We start from the raw sequence: 15,080 nt of genomic DNA on the forward strand, positions 1-15,080 counted from the left end.
TAAATGCGCTGCCATTTCACCTTTTAATCCCAACGAATAGCGTCGTGCCCGGCGATTTCTTTGCAGGAATAGCCGGGCAACGCCTATATTTATCCCTTCGAACGAAACCTTTGAATGGAAAAAGAGAACGAATTGTTCGGCGTGAAGGAAATTGCCAGGCGCGCCAATGTGTCCACCGCTACGGTCGATCGGGTGCTGCATAACCGGACGGGCGTTTCGGAGAAAACCAAGGCGAAGATCAATGCGATCATCAAGGAGATGGACTACCAGCCCAACATCCTCGCCAGCCGGCTGGCTTCTAAAAAGATCATCAGCCTCGCCGCATTACTGCCCGACGTGTCGGAAGAAACGGATTTCTGGTCGGCTCCGCTGAACGGCATACGCCGTGCGGAGGCAGAAATGAAGCAGTATGGAGTGCAGGTGCAAGTGTTTTTGTTTGACCTCAATAATAAGGATTCGTTCGCAGATCAGATCCGGCTCGTGCTCGATGCCGGTTTTCACGGAATCCTGATATCCCCTTCTTTCATCGAGGAAACCCGCAAGTTCGCGGCAGAATGCGTGCGACGGAAGATCCCATACGTTTTCATCGACTCGGATATTCCCGACCTGCACAGCCTCTCATACATAGGCCCGCACCTGCGCAAAAGCGGGTACGTAGGCGCAAAACTGCTCACGTACCGCCTGGAACCGGAGAAGAAGGTGCTGATCATCAATATTTCCAAGGAGATCGACAACTTCAATTACCTCGAAATCGAGGATGGTTTCAGGGCATATTTCAATGATAATAATCAGCCGAACGAGATTGTCCGCATCGATATCCGCGAAACGGATTACCAGTCCGTGGCGCGGCACCTTACTTATGTGTTCCATTTAAACAAGGATATCGGCGCGGCATTCGTGACCAACTCGCGCGTGCATACGGTCGCATCGTTCCTGAAAAACAGTCACCGTACCCACGTATCGCTGATCGGCTACGATTTTGTGAAGGAAAACGTGGATTACCTGGAAGACAATGTGATCGACTTCCTGATCTGTCACCGCCCCGACGACCAGGGATACCGAGGTATGATGGCGCTTTACCAGACGCTCGTCGTGAATGCGCCCGTCACAAAGCAGAACTATATGCCCATCGACATCGTGACGAAGGAGAATTACGAGTTTTATCAGAATTAATTTTCCTGAAAATGTGGCCCGCCTTCCCTAAGCAGAACGAACGTGCTTTGACGGACTTTGGGGGAATAAAATTCGGATATTGGGTCAGGGTAGCTGCCTGATATCGAGTCTGACCATTTGAAACACATTCCCAAACCCATGATTTCCGGAAAACCTGAACATTTTTCACGACGAGAATTTGCCCGCCGGGCGGGTATTCTGGCTGCGGCCGGTATGTTTGCGCCTGAAAACCAATTCCCCAATCCATTTTCGAAGCCAGCCGTGAAGAAAATCACCATCAAGAACGTCAGCTCCAACTTTGAGCGGGAGCCGCTGAACCCCTATCGTTTTAAAGGCAGCGCCATCACCGACAGCTGGCAGGCTGTTGCCATGCTGGAATCCGATTCGGGTATCCGCAAGGTAGGCCTGGGTACGCAGGGGGTGCTCTGGTCGGATTCCAAGGTTTTCGCCGCCCATTCCGAAAGTGCCGGTAATGCATTGATGTACGCTATGAGCGAGCATGCCTTGCAGATGATCAAAGGGACGTCGTTCAACGATCCGGTACAATTGCTCGACGACATACTACCCGAAGTACTCGCTTATGGCAGGAAAATCACCGGCAACCCCGACCTGCGGAAAACCTTTGCATTGAATGCCCTCGTGTGCGTGGACAATGCCGCGTGGCTGCTTTACGCGCAGGAGAATGGCATGAAGCAGTTTGATGAAATGGTACCTGCCGCTTACCGGCCCGGACTTTCCTACCGGCATGAGAAAGTGGCGAGTATCCCTTCGTTTGCCGTCGGTACTTCGCCGGAACGCATCAAGCAGGCGGCCGATGAAGGTTATTTTATATTAAAACTCAAAACCGGCGCAGCGGGAACGCAGCAAGAGATGATCGAGAAGGACATTGCCTTCCTGACGGCCCTGCACAAGGCGATCGGTCACTACGAAACGCCTTATACCCAAAACGGCAAGATTCCTTACTATTTCGATGCGAATGGCCGCTACGAGAAGAAGGAAACGCTGCTCCGTTTTCTGGATCACGCCAAAAAAATCGGTGCATTCGATCAGATTGCCGTGATTGAAGAGCCATTTGAGGAAAGCAACGAAGCCTTCGTGGGCGACCTGGGCGTGCGCGTGGCCGCGGACGAAAGCGCGCACACGGTCGAAGACGCCGCGCACCGCATTGAGCTCGGGTATTCGGCGATTGCGGTGAAAGCCATTGCCAAAACGCTGAGTATGACGATGAAAATCACCCAGCTGGCTTACGAAAAAAAGGTGCCCTGCTTCTGCGCCGACCTCACGGTAAACCCGATCCTGGTCGATTGGAACAAGAATGTGGCCGCCCGTTTGCAGCCTTTTCCCGGAATGTCGGTTGGCTTGCAGGAAACGAACGGCCATCAATACTATAAGAACTGGGACAAACTCGCGGCTTTCCACCCGATGGCGAATGGAAGCTGGACGAAAACGCAGAAGGGCGTGTATCTCACCGATAAGTCGTTTTACACTGAAAGCGGCGGGATTTTAGCGCCTTCGGCACATTACGAAGCGATGTTCGCCGGCTGAAACGCGGATCAGATCTGCTTCAACGCCTTGAAGATTTCGGCGTGCGGCTGTTCGCCTTCGAATGTTCTCACCAGGTTTCCTTTTTTGTCGTAAATGGCAATGTAAGGGAACGAACGGATCTGGTAATAGCGCTGCACGAGGTAGGACGTACCCTCTGTACCCACTTTGAAATTCGGGTAAGTACCGAGGCTGTATTGGCTCACAAAGGGTTTCAGCATGTCCATCGCCTGAAATGTGACCATAACCACCTGCTTATTGGCAACCACGCTGGAATTTTTCAGCAGATCTTTGGTGAAGCTCTGGCAGTGTTCGCAATCCGGTGAAAAATAGATGAGTACTACCGGCCCGGCAGCAAGCTGCGACGACGTGTACTGCTGGCCATTTACCAGCCTGATTTGAAAAGGGGCTATTTTCTTACTGGTGGCAGCAACCTGGGCATAGCCATTCGACATGCCGACCATCAATAATAACAAGAATGATAACTTACGGAACATAGCACTGAGATAGTAAAAATGAGTCCGCAAGTTATCAATCTTTGAAATATCAGAGGTCGGATGCCCCGCTAACTTTTTCCGAAATATTGCGCAACTGGCGGGTATGCCTTTTCGAATGGCAGAGTACAAATTGCAGCCACTCCCAACGGGTGAGGTTGGCTATTTGCGGGAATTCGAAATCCGTACAGGTCAGCGTGAGATCTTCATTAGCCGCGATCTCACGGATCGCCGCGCGCTCGGCCTTGAACGCTTCGAGCAATTGCTGCTGGTCGTGCGGGCCGGCCGAGGGGATAATGAACTCGGGCGCCTGGTATCTGGCGGTAAAATCGAGGAATATCGATTCGATGACGGGGACATATTGTGCTACCGGCCGGTCGGTTTCCTCCGTAGAGCCGAGTACGGTCTCCGGAATGCCGGATTCGGCCATGAGAATGTGTTCTGCCACCTGACCGGCCGTCCAGCTGCCCGCAAACGGGACGATGTTTAACTGTCGGGGAGTCAATGCGGCGAGGATCGAGTAAAAGTCCTGCTCCGTTTGGTCGAGGTCGTGCAATAGCTGTTTCCGGTCCACTGTCTCGTTGGTTTTCGCTTCTGCGGGTGATGAAATGATTGACATAGCTTTTGACGGATTGGTTGTTGATGAATGAGTTACACTTGTCTATTTTTCTAAAATGCCTTTCAGCGTCCGAAGGCTCTCTTCCAGATCTGCGCCCAACATGCTGTCCATGATGGTGTTCGTCAGGTTCATGGGATAGGCGCTTCTTCCGCTCATTCCCCACGATACCCTGGTTTGCGTGGGTGAGATCGCTTCGGTGGTCATTTCGGTTACGGCAAGTCCTTCGAACGGTTTTTTAAACCGCACTTCGAGGTTGATTTTTTTACCCTCTTCGAGCAATTTGATTTCTTCTTCCCCCTTGCCGACGTCGTCCTTCTGGCTGTCCCAGGCGTACACAAAGCCCACTGTGCCGTCGGTACCCTGGTAATCCTTTTTCATATTCGGGTCCATCATCACCCATTTGTTATAATGCTCCTGGTTTTTAATGAATTTGACATAGTCGAACACTTCCTGGCTGGGTTTGTTGATGGTGATCTCCCGTTTGACGCTGTACTCCTTGCTCACAAAAAGTGCGGCCACCAGGGCGAGTACAATGATGCCTGCGATGACAAACAGGATTTTCTTGATGATCTTCATTTTGAAAGTGTTTTTAGGTTATGGGATTGGTAATAAGTTGACTACAAAATCATGAAAGGGCCGGAATCCGTAAGCCCTGTTATGCGGTAGCGAGCGTTTCGCGCTGCAATTTGTGGTGATAAATATAGGATACGGCGATCAGCGCGAATCCGATGATAAAAGGTGCCCACATATCGGGGCCATCGCCGAATGCAATGTGCGAGTAAAATGCGCCGAACAGATCGAAAAAAATACCTGCATAAGCCCATTCCTTGATTCTCGGATAACCCGGAACGAGGATCGCAATGACGCCGAGGATTTTGGCAACGCCCAGGAAAGGTACTATATAAGCAGGATAGCCGATGCGTGTTACGTGCGCGACGGCCTCAGGTGCCGAAATGGCATCGTACGCGGCCCCAATGCCGATCATGATAGCCAGCAAGGCGGTGACGACCCAGAAGATGATCCTTGTCTTTTTCATAGTTGATGTAGTTTATATGGTTATAGAATGGATAGGACTTGTGATGCTGCCGGAAGAGCGGTTTCGGAATAGTCGTCTTCCAGAACGGCCGCCTCATAGCCGAAGCTTTCCAGCAGGCCTATGACGCTGGTATTGCATATCGCCGTGCCGTCACAACTGACCCGCAATACCTTATCGCAATCTTCGAGGTCGAAACTGGCCCGGTAGCCTGTGAATGCAAGGCAAATCAGATCGACAAGTAACCTTGCCTGGCTTTGCTTCTCTACCGTTGTTTTGAATACCTCTACCATTTGTTCCGATCAGTTTTGAAGGCGTTTCGATCCGCCCTGTTTGGCATTATTCCGATGTTACAAACTAAGCGGGTTCGGTCAAGAAAAACGGATGTGATTTGCGACATTGTCAGGGGGTGATTGTGACAAAGGGAATTGACCCCGCGTTGCACCGATCGCTAATCCATATCATTCACATGCTCAATGGCGTAGGCTTGGTGCCGTTACTTCGAATACCTTGGCATTCTCTCAGCTATTTGTGGGTATTCATAAACGGAAATTACGAGTCATGACAGACAACAGCGGATTGATCGCGCAGGTGCTGCAAGCCATCGATTACCAGGTATTGGCAGAAAGTACGGCCATGACCTACCGGGACATGTTGAAGGCCATCCATCCCGACAAATGCAGCCATCCTTCTGCACAGGAAGCTACCAAGCGGCTGATCGAACTCTTCCGGCATTTTGGCAACGGCTCTGTCTTTACCGACGATTCCGGCAAATTCCTGACCAACAATCACTGGGTACTCTTCCAGGGCGACAAACAGGCCGTGGCGCAGGCCAAGCGGAACCAGGAGGAAGTCGCAGTCGCTGCGCCGAAGCATTTCAGGCGCTACATGCCTTATAGCTGGGACGCCGACGACAGTTTTTTACTTTCCCAAAGGGCTGTACCGCTGGTGAACCTCACATTGCCTCAGGAGCATGTGAACTGGGTCGTATCGCGGTTGCTGGAATTCTGCATGCTGCTGCACAGGCATACGGGCTGCGCGCACCTGGGCCTGACGCCCGCGCAGGTAATGCTCGTGCCCGAAACACATGGGATTGCCGTCGCCGGTTTTTACCACCTGGCAGCGCTAAGCGGCAAAGTCCGGACCATATCGGGCGCCTACCGGCACTGGTATCCCGGGCAACTGCTGAGAGACAAAAAGGCCACTGAAAATGCCGACCTCGAAATGGTGAAACGGATAGGCGCCTATCTCCTCGGCGACCGTTCCGGGCTTGGTACTGCGTTGCGTAAAACCCAACCCCGTGAGTTTGTAGATTTTCTTCTAAGCTCCGATGACGATTCGCTCGTGTGCTATGAAAAATACCGCGAAATGCTCGACCGAAATTTTCCATCTCAATTCATACACTTAAATATTTAAAACAATGGGCTATTCCTCATGGAGTGACGATGCTTACGACAGCGTGAGCCGGGTGCGCAGAACGCAATCGATCGACGACAATTTCACACAAAACAAGCTGGGCGTGATCCATCCCGACCTCTCCCCGGAGGGCGTCGACGTCCGGGAGTCGCGGGATTCGAATCTGCATCCCGATTCGGTGCCGATCGTCGTGGCGCTGGACGTAACCGGTTCAATGGGTTCGATCCCCGAAAACCTGATCAAGAATAAACTCGGCGCATTGATGAACACATTGATAAGCAACGGTATTCTGGATCCGCAAATCATGTTTATGGCGGTGGGAGATCACATTTCCGACGATTATCCTTTGCAGGTAGGTCAGTTCGAATCGGGTACAATGGAGCTGGATGCCTGCCTTTCCCGGATTTTCATCGAGCGGGGCGGAGGCGGACAGAACCGCGAAAGCTATCCACTGGCCTGGTACTTCGCGGCGAGGCATACTTCCATTGATTCCTTTGAGAAAAGGCAGGAAAAGGGTTTCCTTTTTACGATCGGCGACGAGGGCTTTCATGACGTTATGGCCGCCGATTTGTTACGGGCCAAATGTGGGTACCGCGGGAAGGAAAATCTCAATGCGGCGTCGTTGCTGAACGAAGCCTGCCGGTCGTATTTCGTTTTTCATATTCATGCCAACGAAGCCAGCTATCACAACGATCATTTTGTGTTTTCACAATGGAAAACATTGCTCGGCGAGCGTTTCCTGGTGCTCGAAGACCAGAACAACATTGCGGAGCTCATCGCTACCACCGTGGCGCTGGTAAAAGGGGTTAATGCCGATGATGCCATGAGCCGGTTTGATAGCAAAACAAGACAATCGGTTTCCAATGCACTGGTGGCTGTCAAAGATTCACTCGTTCGCCGTGATCACGGCATTTCCGGCATTATCGCATTGTAATGGGGAATATTCAGATTGTCTTAGGGATGGGTTATGGCGATGAAGGAAAGGGTGTTTTTACCGACTACCTTTCCTCCAAGCTGGACCATCCCGTTGTGATCAGGTTCAATGGGGGGCACCAATGCGGGCATACCGTCTTGCACGCGGATGGTCAGCTGCACGTGTTTTCGAACTTTGGCTCAGGCTCTTTTCGCCAGGTACCCGTGTTCTTCTCCCGGTTCTGCACGATCGACCCTACGGGCATTGTACGGGAGTCCAGGGCATTGCAGCGATGGGGCGTTAGCCCGGTGTTGTTTGTAGACCCGCTGGCCATGGTTACAACACCTTTTGATAAATTCTATAATATAAGTGATCGCGCCAACCTTGCTCATGGAACTGTGGGCGTGGGCTTTGGCGCGACTATCGAGCGGAACGAGGGGCCGTTCAAGCTGTATGCGCAGGACCTGTTTTTTCCGGCCGTTTTGGAACGTAAGCTCGAAGCGGTACGCGACTACTACCGGATCAGGTTTAAAGCACGCGGGCTGGAAAGTTGCCTGGAAGCGCTGGAACTGGAAATTATGCGGCTGGACCAGTTTCTGCGTGATGTCGATAGTGCCCGCGGGACGATCCGCCTGCTGACAGAAAGCCGGTTGTTCGAAATGGGTTTTGAAAACTATATTTTCGAAGGCGGACAGGGAATTTTGCTGGATATGGATTTCGGTATTTTCCCAAATGTGACCCGCTCGAATACAACCAGCCGAAATGCTTTTGAAATACTGCGCCGCAATGGCTTGCACGTTGCTGCGACGGTTTATTACCTTACCAGGGCCTACCAGACCCGCCATGGAAACGGCTGGATGTCGGCGGAAAGCTATCCCATCTCGCTCACTAACAACCTGCACGAAACCAACCGCCCGGACGGGCACCAGGGCGCATTCCGGACGGGAATTCTCGATACCGACATGCTCAGGTATGCACTGCAATGTGATGCCAGCTTTGCAGGCAAAGCCGAGAAGCAAATGGTCGTCTCCTGCATGGACCAGCTGACCAGCTACCAATACCTTTCCGGCGGAAATGTCCTGACGGCGCCAACGAGAGATTCGTTTTTGAAACAGATTGCGCTTTGCGACAAGGTTTGGGCCAACGACGGGCCTGGATCAGCAACGATAATGCAATGGCGCTGAGGGAATTGTGTGTTCGTTTTTGGGCGCCGCTCGTCAGAAGGGTTGAGGTGATTGGATTAAGGGAGAATGTATGATACTTATAATATGTAAAATACTTTTAGTAAAATTTGAATGGCTATGGCAAATATCTTTCTATATGATATCGCCAATGCCTAAATGCCCCAGGCGGTGACCATGAGGTTTCTCGGGCCGCCGTAATCGCGGTGCTCGCAGAGATAAATCCCCTGCCAGGTACCGAGCGCTAGCCGGCCGTTGCGTACCGGGATCGTCACAGAGCTTCCCAGCAGCGACGCTTTCAAATGCGCCGGCATATCGTCGGAACCCTCGTAGTCGTGCCGGTAATCGGGATCGTTTTCGGGTACCGATTTATTGAAATACATCTCAAAATCGATGCGGACAGTCGGGTCCGCGTTTTCGTTGATCGTCAGCGAAGCCGAGGTGTGTTGGATAAATACCTGGCACATCCCGGCCTTGATTTCGCTGATCGACGGTAATGCATGAAGGATTTCCCCGGTAATGAGGTGGAAACCGCGGCTTCTTGCTTTGAGCTGAACGCCTTGCTGAAACATTTTCATAGAATGCCTGATCGCTGATTAGCCCGCAAGAAAGTACAATTCCGCCTATTTTACATGTATCGCATGCCCGGATACCCGAGTAACCGCCGCCAAAGCGCGAGTTGTCCGATGATATTCGCTTCGCGGTAGATCGAGAACGTGATCAGTTCATAGAGCGACATTGAGAACTCCGGCCCCATATCGATGCGCCGTTCCAGTTCTTCATCGCTCACGTTGCTCAGCAAGTCTTTCAGGATGGGGGTGATTTTATTCCAATCCTCCTGATACGACGCGATCGACGGATACTCCACACCATCCTGAATCCCCTTGAAGTCTTTGAAAAACTCGTTGGCCTGCTGCTGGCCCTCGTAGCCAAGGTGGCGTGCGAGGTCGAAGCGTTGCTCCACGAGCGCGCCCGCGAGCCAGCCGATGTGGTTGGCTTTGGTATCCAGGCGCTTTTGTGTGTCTTCATGGGAAATATTCTCTGTTACAAATGCAAAAAAGGGCGTTTGTAAATTGTACATACTTACAACACCCTGCATTCTGGTGCTTGCTGTGTTTTCCATGTTTTCAGTTGAAGGTTAAGGATGATTATTTTTCAGTTTCAATGACCGACAGGATGTTACCAGCCGGATCGGTGAACCACGCGATGGTAGGGCCGTTGCCCCGCATGATGTCGTCGGCGTCCGTCTTGAATCCCGGCCAGTCGTAGCTTTCGAACTTCACTCCCTTGGATTTGAGTGTTTTAACCACCTCTTCAATGTTTTTCACAGGGAAATTGAGGACGGTGAAGGTCGCTGGTTCGTGGTTCGGTTTTTCGTACAGGATTACCTCGTAGCCTCCGTGAATGTGCAGGTGGAGCACAGGCATTTCCTGTTGCTGAGATACTTCTATTCCAAGTATTTCGCCGTAAAACTGCTGTGCTTTCCGCAGGTCGTCGACCGAGTATCCGCTGAAAGCTTTCGTTTGTCCAAACATAGCTGTGCAGGTTAGTTGTTGATTGAAAATAAAACGCTATCAGGCCTCTTCGCTGACGGGCACGTCGTCGGTATCGTATTCGGGCGCGGGTTTCCGATAAACGAGCGATAATTTCCGGTACGCTGCGGATTGCATGGCTAACAGCGTCACAATGAGGCCCACAATGCCCGTTACGATAAACAAAAGTGCCAGACCGCGTGCCGTACCGGTTCCAAACCAGGAGCCGATGAGGCGAACGCCTGCGCCGGTGGTCATGAAGGGAATGAAAATAAACTTCGCAATAGGTCCGATCATGAATGCGGTAATCGGCGAAGCAGCCTGCTCGATGCTCTGCGCGAACCCGAACACACGTCCCTGCCGCTCGTGCGGGATAACCTTTTGAAGGATCGTCTGCTCGGTCGCTTCCACAACCGGGATCAGGCAGAGGTAAACGAACATGCCGATGCCCAGCAGCACAATGGACGACTGAATGGGGAAAATCATGCATATAAGCCACATGACGATGTTGGCGGTAAACAGGGTTTTCAAAGGCATTTTCCCAGGCCGCGTTTGGCTACCACCAGCCCGCCGACGATGAAACCAAGGCTCAGCACGCCCCACAGGATTCCCCATGCCTGTACGGATACGAGCGAGAGGCCATAGGCGTCCATGAGCGACATAAACACTCCGCCCAGGAAGTTATTGAATGTGTTGAAGAAAATCAGTCCGAAAAGACCGGGAACCATGCCTACGGCGGCAATGGTGCCGCGGATATCGATGTGCTGCGTGTGCGGTTCGGTGTGGACGACCTCTTTTTCGGGAATGGAGATCGTAAGCAAGTGCAGGATTACCACAACGCTCAACCCCACGGCGAGCACCATCATCCATAATACGCCCAGGTAACCGATTACCAGCCCGCTGAAAATCGACGCGATCAGGAACGACACCCCGTTCGCTGTGCCGACCATTCCGTTGGCCTTGTCCCGGTTGTCTTCCTCGATCAGGATCGTCACCACGGTGGATAATGCGATGGAGCGGATGTTTCCGGTAATGGCGCCGAAGAGGCATAGCGTGATAAAAAGCCAGAGGTTAACACTCGAATCGTCTTTGAAAACGGCTTCGGGCGTGGAGACGTAAATGATGAGGGCGATGATGTAGAGCACCAGGGTGAGCGTGGCCGAGAGCATCATTGAAGTCTTTTTCCGGTACCTGTCGACGATTGAGCCGAGAAAGAAGCCCGAAACGGCGACCGTTGCGAGGTAAACCCCGGCCATAACCGACGTGGCGAGTACCGACCGGGTTTCGAGATAAACCCAGAAAGTGACGGCAAACCAGACAAACGTATTTGTAAGCGCAGCCGCCAGCGAGTTGGCTAAAACCGCATAAAACGTTTTCATAACGATATGGATTAATCACCGGATTGTCACCGGCTTGCGAAGTGTTGTTACAAAAATACGGCCAGCCCGGCATTTTTCCGGGGTGAGTATAGGACAATTTACGGGTGAAATGAGACAGGATTTGGAAAAAGTGGCTCAGTGAGCTTGTGAGGGCTATTTTTGCTAGCTGGTCGCGAAGACTCACAATGAGACTCACAATGAACTTTTCGAGTTATAATATTTACAACAGCGAAGCCCGACGTGTCGCCGGCTCCGGAGGGCATATTGTTTGGATGCCATTGGAGGCTAGAAGTGGGGATTTTTGAATTGAAATTTCACGTTAGCCTGCTGACAATCTAAGTGAAAAAGGGGAGCGGCATTCCGTGGTAACAAGACATTATGGAATCGGCCAAACGGCGATTCGGATCAAAACCCGGATGAACTTCATCAATACTGTCAGATCAGATATTGATGTTGGGAGTCAGACTTCCCTGCAAGATGCCATTACCCGGCAAGATCTCGAAAGAGTCGTTCCTGCAACTCTAAAACTTGGGACATGTGCGTAATCCGAAGTTTTCGAGCGCCTCCTAGTGACAATGAATCGAATTCGGCAACTTGTCGGTTAGCCAGCGCGGCCCTGTCTCGTTCATATTTACCTAATATGTTGAGCTTTTGGAGGTTAGTTTTCATTGGGCTTCCTGGTTAAGTTATCTATAACAGCAGCAATAATCATTCCACACTTTAACTGAGGCGACCTCAATGGTCAAGCCCGACATCTGCCCATCATTGAATTCTACGATTCGTTGGAATATACCGGCAGGATAATGTAGTGACCAGAAGAGTATGGAGACAAGAGCCTCTCCACCTCTTTGTTCGCCGCTTGTTCAGATTCGAATATTGCCATGCGTCCGCTGTTGCCTTCCTCTGACAGTGGACTTGCGGTTAAGTCTTTCGTCGAGCCCAAACCAACGTCCTTGATGCCTACTTCTAAAATCATGTAATTTTTGACTATCCCCATTGTGCAATCTGTTTAAGTTTAATTGGTGATTTATACCAGAATCAACAGAGTCTTATCGCTACAACAAAGTTTTTCAATCTTTCAGCTCGAAGTCGGCCTTTATCATTTTAACTTTTGAAGAACATGAGTAACCTTTTTCAGCGAGTTTTCTAACGTTGTAGCGTCTTTGAGCGTCGGGACGCGCCATTCAGGCCTGTGCGGCTTCATAACCAATCATCGGTCAAAAAATAGTTGAACCTGTACGTTTATACTAAGTCCCCGCCAACCTTATCCCCGCCGATAGATAATTTTCGTCTCGGCCATCACTCACGGTCTAATTGCCCGTCGCCTTTTCGTTGTTGTATGACCGGCGAACAGCTAAGCGAGTACTCACAACTAATTGGAATTACTAAATGATATTCCGAAGTTTACGTCTTAAAGCCACTCCCAATGAGAAAATTATTGTTCATAGCTCTATTCTTAACATCTTTATCTTGCAAAAAAGACTCAGATCCAAGCCCTTCCAAAGATCTGACTACGGATTTAGTTGGATCGTATGAGTATAGGTATTCAGTGGTTTACCTGGAAAATGTAACGGTGGAATATACTGTACGGTGGACGATCACCAAAATTGCAGATAACAAGATTAGCTTGAAGCACCGTCAAACTGCTAAGGTAATACCTATTGGTACCGAAGTGACTACAACAACAACGCCCTTTGAAATAACTTTTGACAGTATTGAGTTGACTCGGGCAGATAATATTAACCTGGATAGAACGGTCGAATGGCTCATTGATTACCAAAAGATGGAGAAAGTGCGCGTGATTTTTGATGCAACTTTAATCGGGCGCGAACTTGATGTGAAGTCAAAGGCCACGATCCTATCCAGTGGTGAGGTTAGTGAAGACCATGTCCTGTTTTCAAAGCAATGAATATCCGTAGAATCCCTTGATCTCTTGCGCCTTGGGAGCGGGGTTATCTGTACGGGCTTTTCGTATATGGATCAGCGCAGTCTCCCAGCAAGTTCTTGGATTGGTGTGGATGTCGTCTGTATCTCAACAACAGAAATCGCGGCACCATAACTGAGACATTGGACGAAAACAAACGGGATGTCGCAGTTTCAGTGCCAGTGGAAAACGAAGGAGTGGAGTATTACACATGAAAAATCGCGGCACTGGTCCGGGAGGTTTCATGTGATGGATATCGGGTAGATACCGAGTCTCAAAAATCAATCCTTGTTCGAGATCGTGTTGAGTGTAAGGTGCAGTACTAGGCTGCAATCAACTCCACGATATTGGGCTGATTTTTGTAAAAGTCAAGCAAGTCCGTGCTAGTTTCCTCCCTGAGCTCCCTCAAATAATCGTGGACTCTTTCAGGGTTGTATCCTGGCGCCTGACTATTAACGATTGCCACCTTGTTAAACCTTCTCGCCGTCCAATCTTTGTTAGCAATCTGGAAGTTAATTGTCGCGACCGCCGCACTTCGAACAAAGTTGCCGTGAGTTGATCCACTTACGTACATTAAGAGGCTTGTTTTTGCCGGGCGTCTTATAATTGCGTTAAATTTGATGTTTCCAAGCTCTCCAATATGTGCGTCCAGTGAATCATTTGCTGAAAATTGAGATCCATATTGAAATTTTAAAATAGAATTCACTTCGCTGACAAACATCTGTCGCTCTGCCGGGATTTTGTCCTCTGCGTAGTGAGTTAGCCGAGCGTTCGCCATCTGTGTAACAAAATGAGCCGTTTCAAATGCCGTCAAGGACAACAATTTTATATCCGAGGTCGTCTTGAAGTTGAAAATCGCACCAGTCTTTGCCCTAACCTGGTTCATCTTGTAGCTATACCGGAGCTGACTTTCAATTCTTTGAATAATGTCTTCTTCGATCTGGTCGCGATCCGAATCGCCATAGTAGTTTTGATCGATCCAGCCTCCATCGGAAACAATGAATACATCATTCTTTAGGCTTATGAAAACTGAAACAAATTGATTTCCAAGTGTAACCAAACTTGTTTGGACTTCCAGTGTATCCCCCCTGACCTTAAAATTCATGAGGCTACAAAAGTCTGATTTGACGGCCTCGAATACTTGTTTCCAGTTCATATTTCATCGAGAAAATCTACTCCACGGTGGATATCATCTATCTCGTTTGCAAAAATACCCAATTGTAGCCCTTCTCGTATTCGTGGAACATGGGAATTGGTGTTAATGTGGGCCTCCTTGCAAAAATATTCCATACCGAAGTTAATGTCATTCTGCAATCTTGAAATATTTTCTTCTATAAACTCAGTGCGCCGCGCTTGCTTGATCCCCTCTGAGTCGTAAAAGTTGAAATGTGGAGTTCCTATGCTAGAACCACTTAATCCGTTCACTTTGTCATAGTTGAAATGCGCCGGGCCGTCCGAATCGAAATAGAAAACTGGCTCATCAAACAAGATTTTAATGAATATTTTCAGGCCATATTTATTTCCAAATTTCTGTTTATCAACGCCAAAGAACATGTCTTCGTGTGAATCATGATTTATGCTCGCATTTTGCCGTCGCCAAGTGGCTCCGTTATCTACGAGGTCAATAGCACGCTCTTCTATAAATTTGTCCTTTTCGAGAAGCCTTTTGTACAGCTCGAAATCCTCTCTTATTTGTAGACATTTTCTAATCATCTTGATAGGGCGGTTGTAACTGCTGTAATCTTATCACAATCCAAGTAAATATCAAAATAGTTTGATTGGTAATAAACTCCCGGACATGGTCCGGGAGGCATGCAATTTGCGGGCGGCCTATTCGATGACCTGGACGCGAATGATACTATATGGTTGGAGTG

Annotated in this window: 19 protein-coding genes; 6 read left to right on the forward strand and 13 right to left on the reverse strand. The window is 49.9% G+C overall.

The window, feature by feature from the left end; all coding sequences use genetic code 11:
* Positions 1–114 precede the first annotated feature (114 nt).
* On the forward strand, positions 115–1,173 hold the full coding sequence (locus tag J2Y43_RS13645; RefSeq protein ID WP_309983432.1) for a substrate-binding domain-containing protein: 1,059 nt from the start codon (positions 115–117) through the stop codon (positions 1,171–1,173).
* A 138-nt stretch (positions 1,174–1,311) separates the two neighbouring features.
* On the forward strand, positions 1,312–2,718 hold the full coding sequence (locus tag J2Y43_RS13650; protein WP_309983435.1) for a mandelate racemase/muconate lactonizing enzyme family protein: 1,407 nt from the start codon (positions 1,312–1,314) through the stop codon (positions 2,716–2,718).
* Between the two features lie 8 nt (positions 2,719–2,726).
* On the opposite strand, the gene J2Y43_RS13655 is transcribed toward J2Y43_RS13650, so the two are convergent.
* The 5 genes from J2Y43_RS13655 to J2Y43_RS13675 all read right to left on the reverse strand — a co-directional run bounded on the left by J2Y43_RS13655 (position 2,727) and on the right by J2Y43_RS13675 (position 5,154).
* Complete coding sequence (locus J2Y43_RS13655; RefSeq protein ID WP_309983438.1) at positions 2,727–3,212, reverse strand: thioredoxin family protein; 486 nt, start codon at positions 3,210–3,212, stop codon at positions 2,727–2,729.
* 49 nt (positions 3,213–3,261) lie between these two features.
* Positions 3,262–3,828, reverse strand: a complete 567-nt coding sequence (locus J2Y43_RS13660; protein WP_309983441.1) for a DinB family protein — start codon at positions 3,826–3,828, stop codon at positions 3,262–3,264.
* 42 nt (positions 3,829–3,870) lie between these two features.
* Positions 3,871–4,404, reverse strand: a complete 534-nt coding sequence (locus tag J2Y43_RS13665) for an SRPBCC family protein (protein WP_309983445.1) — start codon at positions 4,402–4,404, stop codon at positions 3,871–3,873.
* 79 nt (positions 4,405–4,483) lie between these two features.
* Entirely contained in the window at positions 4,484–4,864 is a 381-nt protein-coding gene (locus J2Y43_RS13670) for a DoxX family protein (protein ID WP_309983448.1), read from the reverse strand.
* Between the two features lie 20 nt (positions 4,865–4,884).
* A complete protein-coding gene (locus tag J2Y43_RS13675) occupies positions 4,885–5,154 on the reverse strand; it encodes a hypothetical protein (RefSeq protein ID WP_309983451.1) in 270 nt (89 codons plus the stop codon).
* Positions 5,155–5,422: 268 nt separating this feature from the next.
* On the opposite strand from J2Y43_RS13675, the gene J2Y43_RS13680 reads away from it, so the two are divergent.
* Genes J2Y43_RS13680 through J2Y43_RS13690 form a run of 3 tightly spaced genes read left to right on the forward strand, consistent with a single transcriptional unit; the run spans position 5,423 to position 8,374 of the window.
* Positions 5,423–6,277 carry a hypothetical protein gene (locus J2Y43_RS13680; protein ID WP_309983453.1) on the forward strand — a complete coding sequence of 285 codons (855 nt, stop codon included), beginning with the start codon at positions 5,423–5,425 and terminating at the stop codon, positions 6,275–6,277.
* Positions 6,278–6,281: 4 nt separating this feature from the next.
* Positions 6,282–7,211, forward strand: a complete 930-nt coding sequence (locus tag J2Y43_RS13685; protein WP_309983455.1) for a hypothetical protein — start codon at positions 6,282–6,284, stop codon at positions 7,209–7,211.
* Positions 7,211–8,374, forward strand: a complete 1,164-nt coding sequence (locus J2Y43_RS13690; protein WP_309983457.1) for an adenylosuccinate synthetase — start codon at positions 7,211–7,213, stop codon at positions 8,372–8,374. The genes J2Y43_RS13685 and J2Y43_RS13690 overlap by 1 nt, the downstream gene beginning before the upstream one ends.
* 152 nt (positions 8,375–8,526) lie before the next feature.
* Here J2Y43_RS13690 and J2Y43_RS13695 read toward each other — a convergent pair whose 3' ends face one another.
* The 6 genes from J2Y43_RS13695 to J2Y43_RS13720 all read right to left on the reverse strand — a co-directional run bounded on the left by J2Y43_RS13695 (position 8,527) and on the right by J2Y43_RS13720 (position 12,279).
* Positions 8,527–8,949 carry a secondary thiamine-phosphate synthase enzyme YjbQ gene (locus J2Y43_RS13695; protein ID WP_309983459.1) on the reverse strand — a complete coding sequence of 141 codons (423 nt, stop codon included), beginning with the start codon at positions 8,947–8,949 and terminating at the stop codon, positions 8,527–8,529.
* 50 nt (positions 8,950–8,999) lie between these two features.
* Complete coding sequence (locus J2Y43_RS13700) at positions 9,000–9,494, reverse strand: DinB family protein (protein WP_309983461.1); 495 nt, start codon at positions 9,492–9,494, stop codon at positions 9,000–9,002.
* A gap of 25 nt (positions 9,495–9,519) precedes the next feature.
* The gene (locus tag J2Y43_RS13705) at positions 9,520–9,906 is read right to left on the reverse strand and encodes a VOC family protein (protein WP_309983463.1); all 387 of its coding nucleotides are present in this window, start codon (positions 9,904–9,906) and stop codon (positions 9,520–9,522) included.
* A gap of 39 nt (positions 9,907–9,945) precedes the next feature.
* Complete coding sequence (locus tag J2Y43_RS13710; protein WP_309983465.1) at positions 9,946–10,440, reverse strand: hypothetical protein; 495 nt, start codon at positions 10,438–10,440, stop codon at positions 9,946–9,948.
* Positions 10,431–11,282, reverse strand: a complete 852-nt coding sequence (locus tag J2Y43_RS13715; protein WP_309983468.1) for an MFS transporter — start codon at positions 11,280–11,282, stop codon at positions 10,431–10,433. The genes J2Y43_RS13710 and J2Y43_RS13715 overlap by 10 nt, the downstream gene beginning before the upstream one ends.
* Before the next feature lie 772 nt (positions 11,283–12,054).
* Positions 12,055–12,279, reverse strand: coding sequence for a hypothetical protein (locus J2Y43_RS13720; RefSeq protein ID WP_309983470.1), 225 nt, complete (start codon positions 12,277–12,279; stop codon positions 12,055–12,057).
* A gap of 429 nt (positions 12,280–12,708) precedes the next feature.
* Here J2Y43_RS13720 and J2Y43_RS13725 point away from each other — a divergent pair, with 429 nt between their 5' ends.
* Complete coding sequence (locus tag J2Y43_RS13725; RefSeq protein ID WP_309983472.1) at positions 12,709–13,191, forward strand: hypothetical protein; 483 nt, start codon at positions 12,709–12,711, stop codon at positions 13,189–13,191.
* A 337-nt stretch (positions 13,192–13,528) separates the two neighbouring features.
* Here J2Y43_RS13725 and J2Y43_RS13730 read toward each other — a convergent pair whose 3' ends face one another.
* Together J2Y43_RS13730 and J2Y43_RS13735 are read right to left on the reverse strand one after the other, a co-directional pair.
* On the reverse strand, positions 13,529–14,362 hold the full coding sequence (locus J2Y43_RS13730) for a hypothetical protein (protein ID WP_309983474.1): 834 nt from the start codon (positions 14,360–14,362) through the stop codon (positions 13,529–13,531).
* Positions 14,359–14,919 (reverse strand): hypothetical protein, encoded by a 561-nt coding sequence (locus J2Y43_RS13735; RefSeq protein ID WP_309983476.1) that lies wholly within the window; start codon positions 14,917–14,919, stop codon positions 14,359–14,361. The genes J2Y43_RS13730 and J2Y43_RS13735 overlap by 4 nt, the downstream gene beginning before the upstream one ends.
* Positions 14,920–15,080 lie beyond the last annotated feature (161 nt).

The organism is Dyadobacter sp. BE31, assembly GCF_031457695.1.
Taxonomy (GTDB): Bacteria; Bacteroidota; Bacteroidia; order Cytophagales; family Spirosomataceae; genus Dyadobacter.

Bases quoted from the DNA above. Each gene is read 5' to 3' on its own strand.
- J2Y43_RS13660 (WP_309983441.1), bottom strand. From the start codon at position 3,828: ATGTCAATCATTTCATCACCCGCAGAAGCGAAAACCAACGAGACAGTG.
- J2Y43_RS13720 (WP_309983470.1), bottom strand. From the start codon at position 12,279: ATGGGGATAGTCAAAAATTACATGATTTTAGAAGTAGGCATCAAGGAC.
- J2Y43_RS13735 (WP_309983476.1), bottom strand. From the start codon at position 14,919: ATGATTAGAAAATGTCTACAAATAAGAGAGGATTTCGAGCTGTACAAA.
- J2Y43_RS13695 (WP_309983459.1), bottom strand. From the start codon at position 8,949: ATGAAAATGTTTCAGCAAGGCGTTCAGCTCAAAGCAAGAAGCCGCGGT.
- J2Y43_RS13650 (WP_309983435.1), top strand. From the start codon at position 1,312: ATGATTTCCGGAAAACCTGAACATTTTTCACGACGAGAATTTGCCCGC.
- J2Y43_RS13655 (WP_309983438.1), bottom strand. From the start codon at position 3,212: ATGTTCCGTAAGTTATCATTCTTGTTATTATTGATGGTCGGCATGTCG.
- J2Y43_RS13680 (WP_309983453.1), top strand. From the start codon at position 5,423: ATGACAGACAACAGCGGATTGATCGCGCAGGTGCTGCAAGCCATCGAT.
- J2Y43_RS13670 (WP_309983448.1), bottom strand. From the start codon at position 4,864: ATGAAAAAGACAAGGATCATCTTCTGGGTCGTCACCGCCTTGCTGGCT.
- J2Y43_RS13645 (WP_309983432.1), top strand. From the start codon at position 115: ATGGAAAAAGAGAACGAATTGTTCGGCGTGAAGGAAATTGCCAGGCGC.
- J2Y43_RS13665 (WP_309983445.1), bottom strand. From the start codon at position 4,404: ATGAAGATCATCAAGAAAATCCTGTTTGTCATCGCAGGCATCATTGTA.
- J2Y43_RS13710 (WP_309983465.1), bottom strand. From the start codon at position 10,440: ATGCCTTTGAAAACCCTGTTTACCGCCAACATCGTCATGTGGCTTATA.
- J2Y43_RS13705 (WP_309983463.1), bottom strand. From the start codon at position 9,906: ATGTTTGGACAAACGAAAGCTTTCAGCGGATACTCGGTCGACGACCTG.
- J2Y43_RS13725 (WP_309983472.1), top strand. From the start codon at position 12,709: ATGAGAAAATTATTGTTCATAGCTCTATTCTTAACATCTTTATCTTGC.
- J2Y43_RS13715 (WP_309983468.1), bottom strand. From the start codon at position 11,282: ATGAAAACGTTTTATGCGGTTTTAGCCAACTCGCTGGCGGCTGCGCTT.
- J2Y43_RS13730 (WP_309983474.1), bottom strand. From the start codon at position 14,362: ATGAACTGGAAACAAGTATTCGAGGCCGTCAAATCAGACTTTTGTAGC.
- J2Y43_RS13685 (WP_309983455.1), top strand. From the start codon at position 6,282: ATGGGCTATTCCTCATGGAGTGACGATGCTTACGACAGCGTGAGCCGG.
- J2Y43_RS13675 (WP_309983451.1), bottom strand. From the start codon at position 5,154: ATGGTAGAGGTATTCAAAACAACGGTAGAGAAGCAAAGCCAGGCAAGG.
- J2Y43_RS13700 (WP_309983461.1), bottom strand. From the start codon at position 9,494: ATGGAAAACACAGCAAGCACCAGAATGCAGGGTGTTGTAAGTATGTAC.
- J2Y43_RS13690 (WP_309983457.1), top strand. From the start codon at position 7,211: ATGGGGAATATTCAGATTGTCTTAGGGATGGGTTATGGCGATGAAGGA.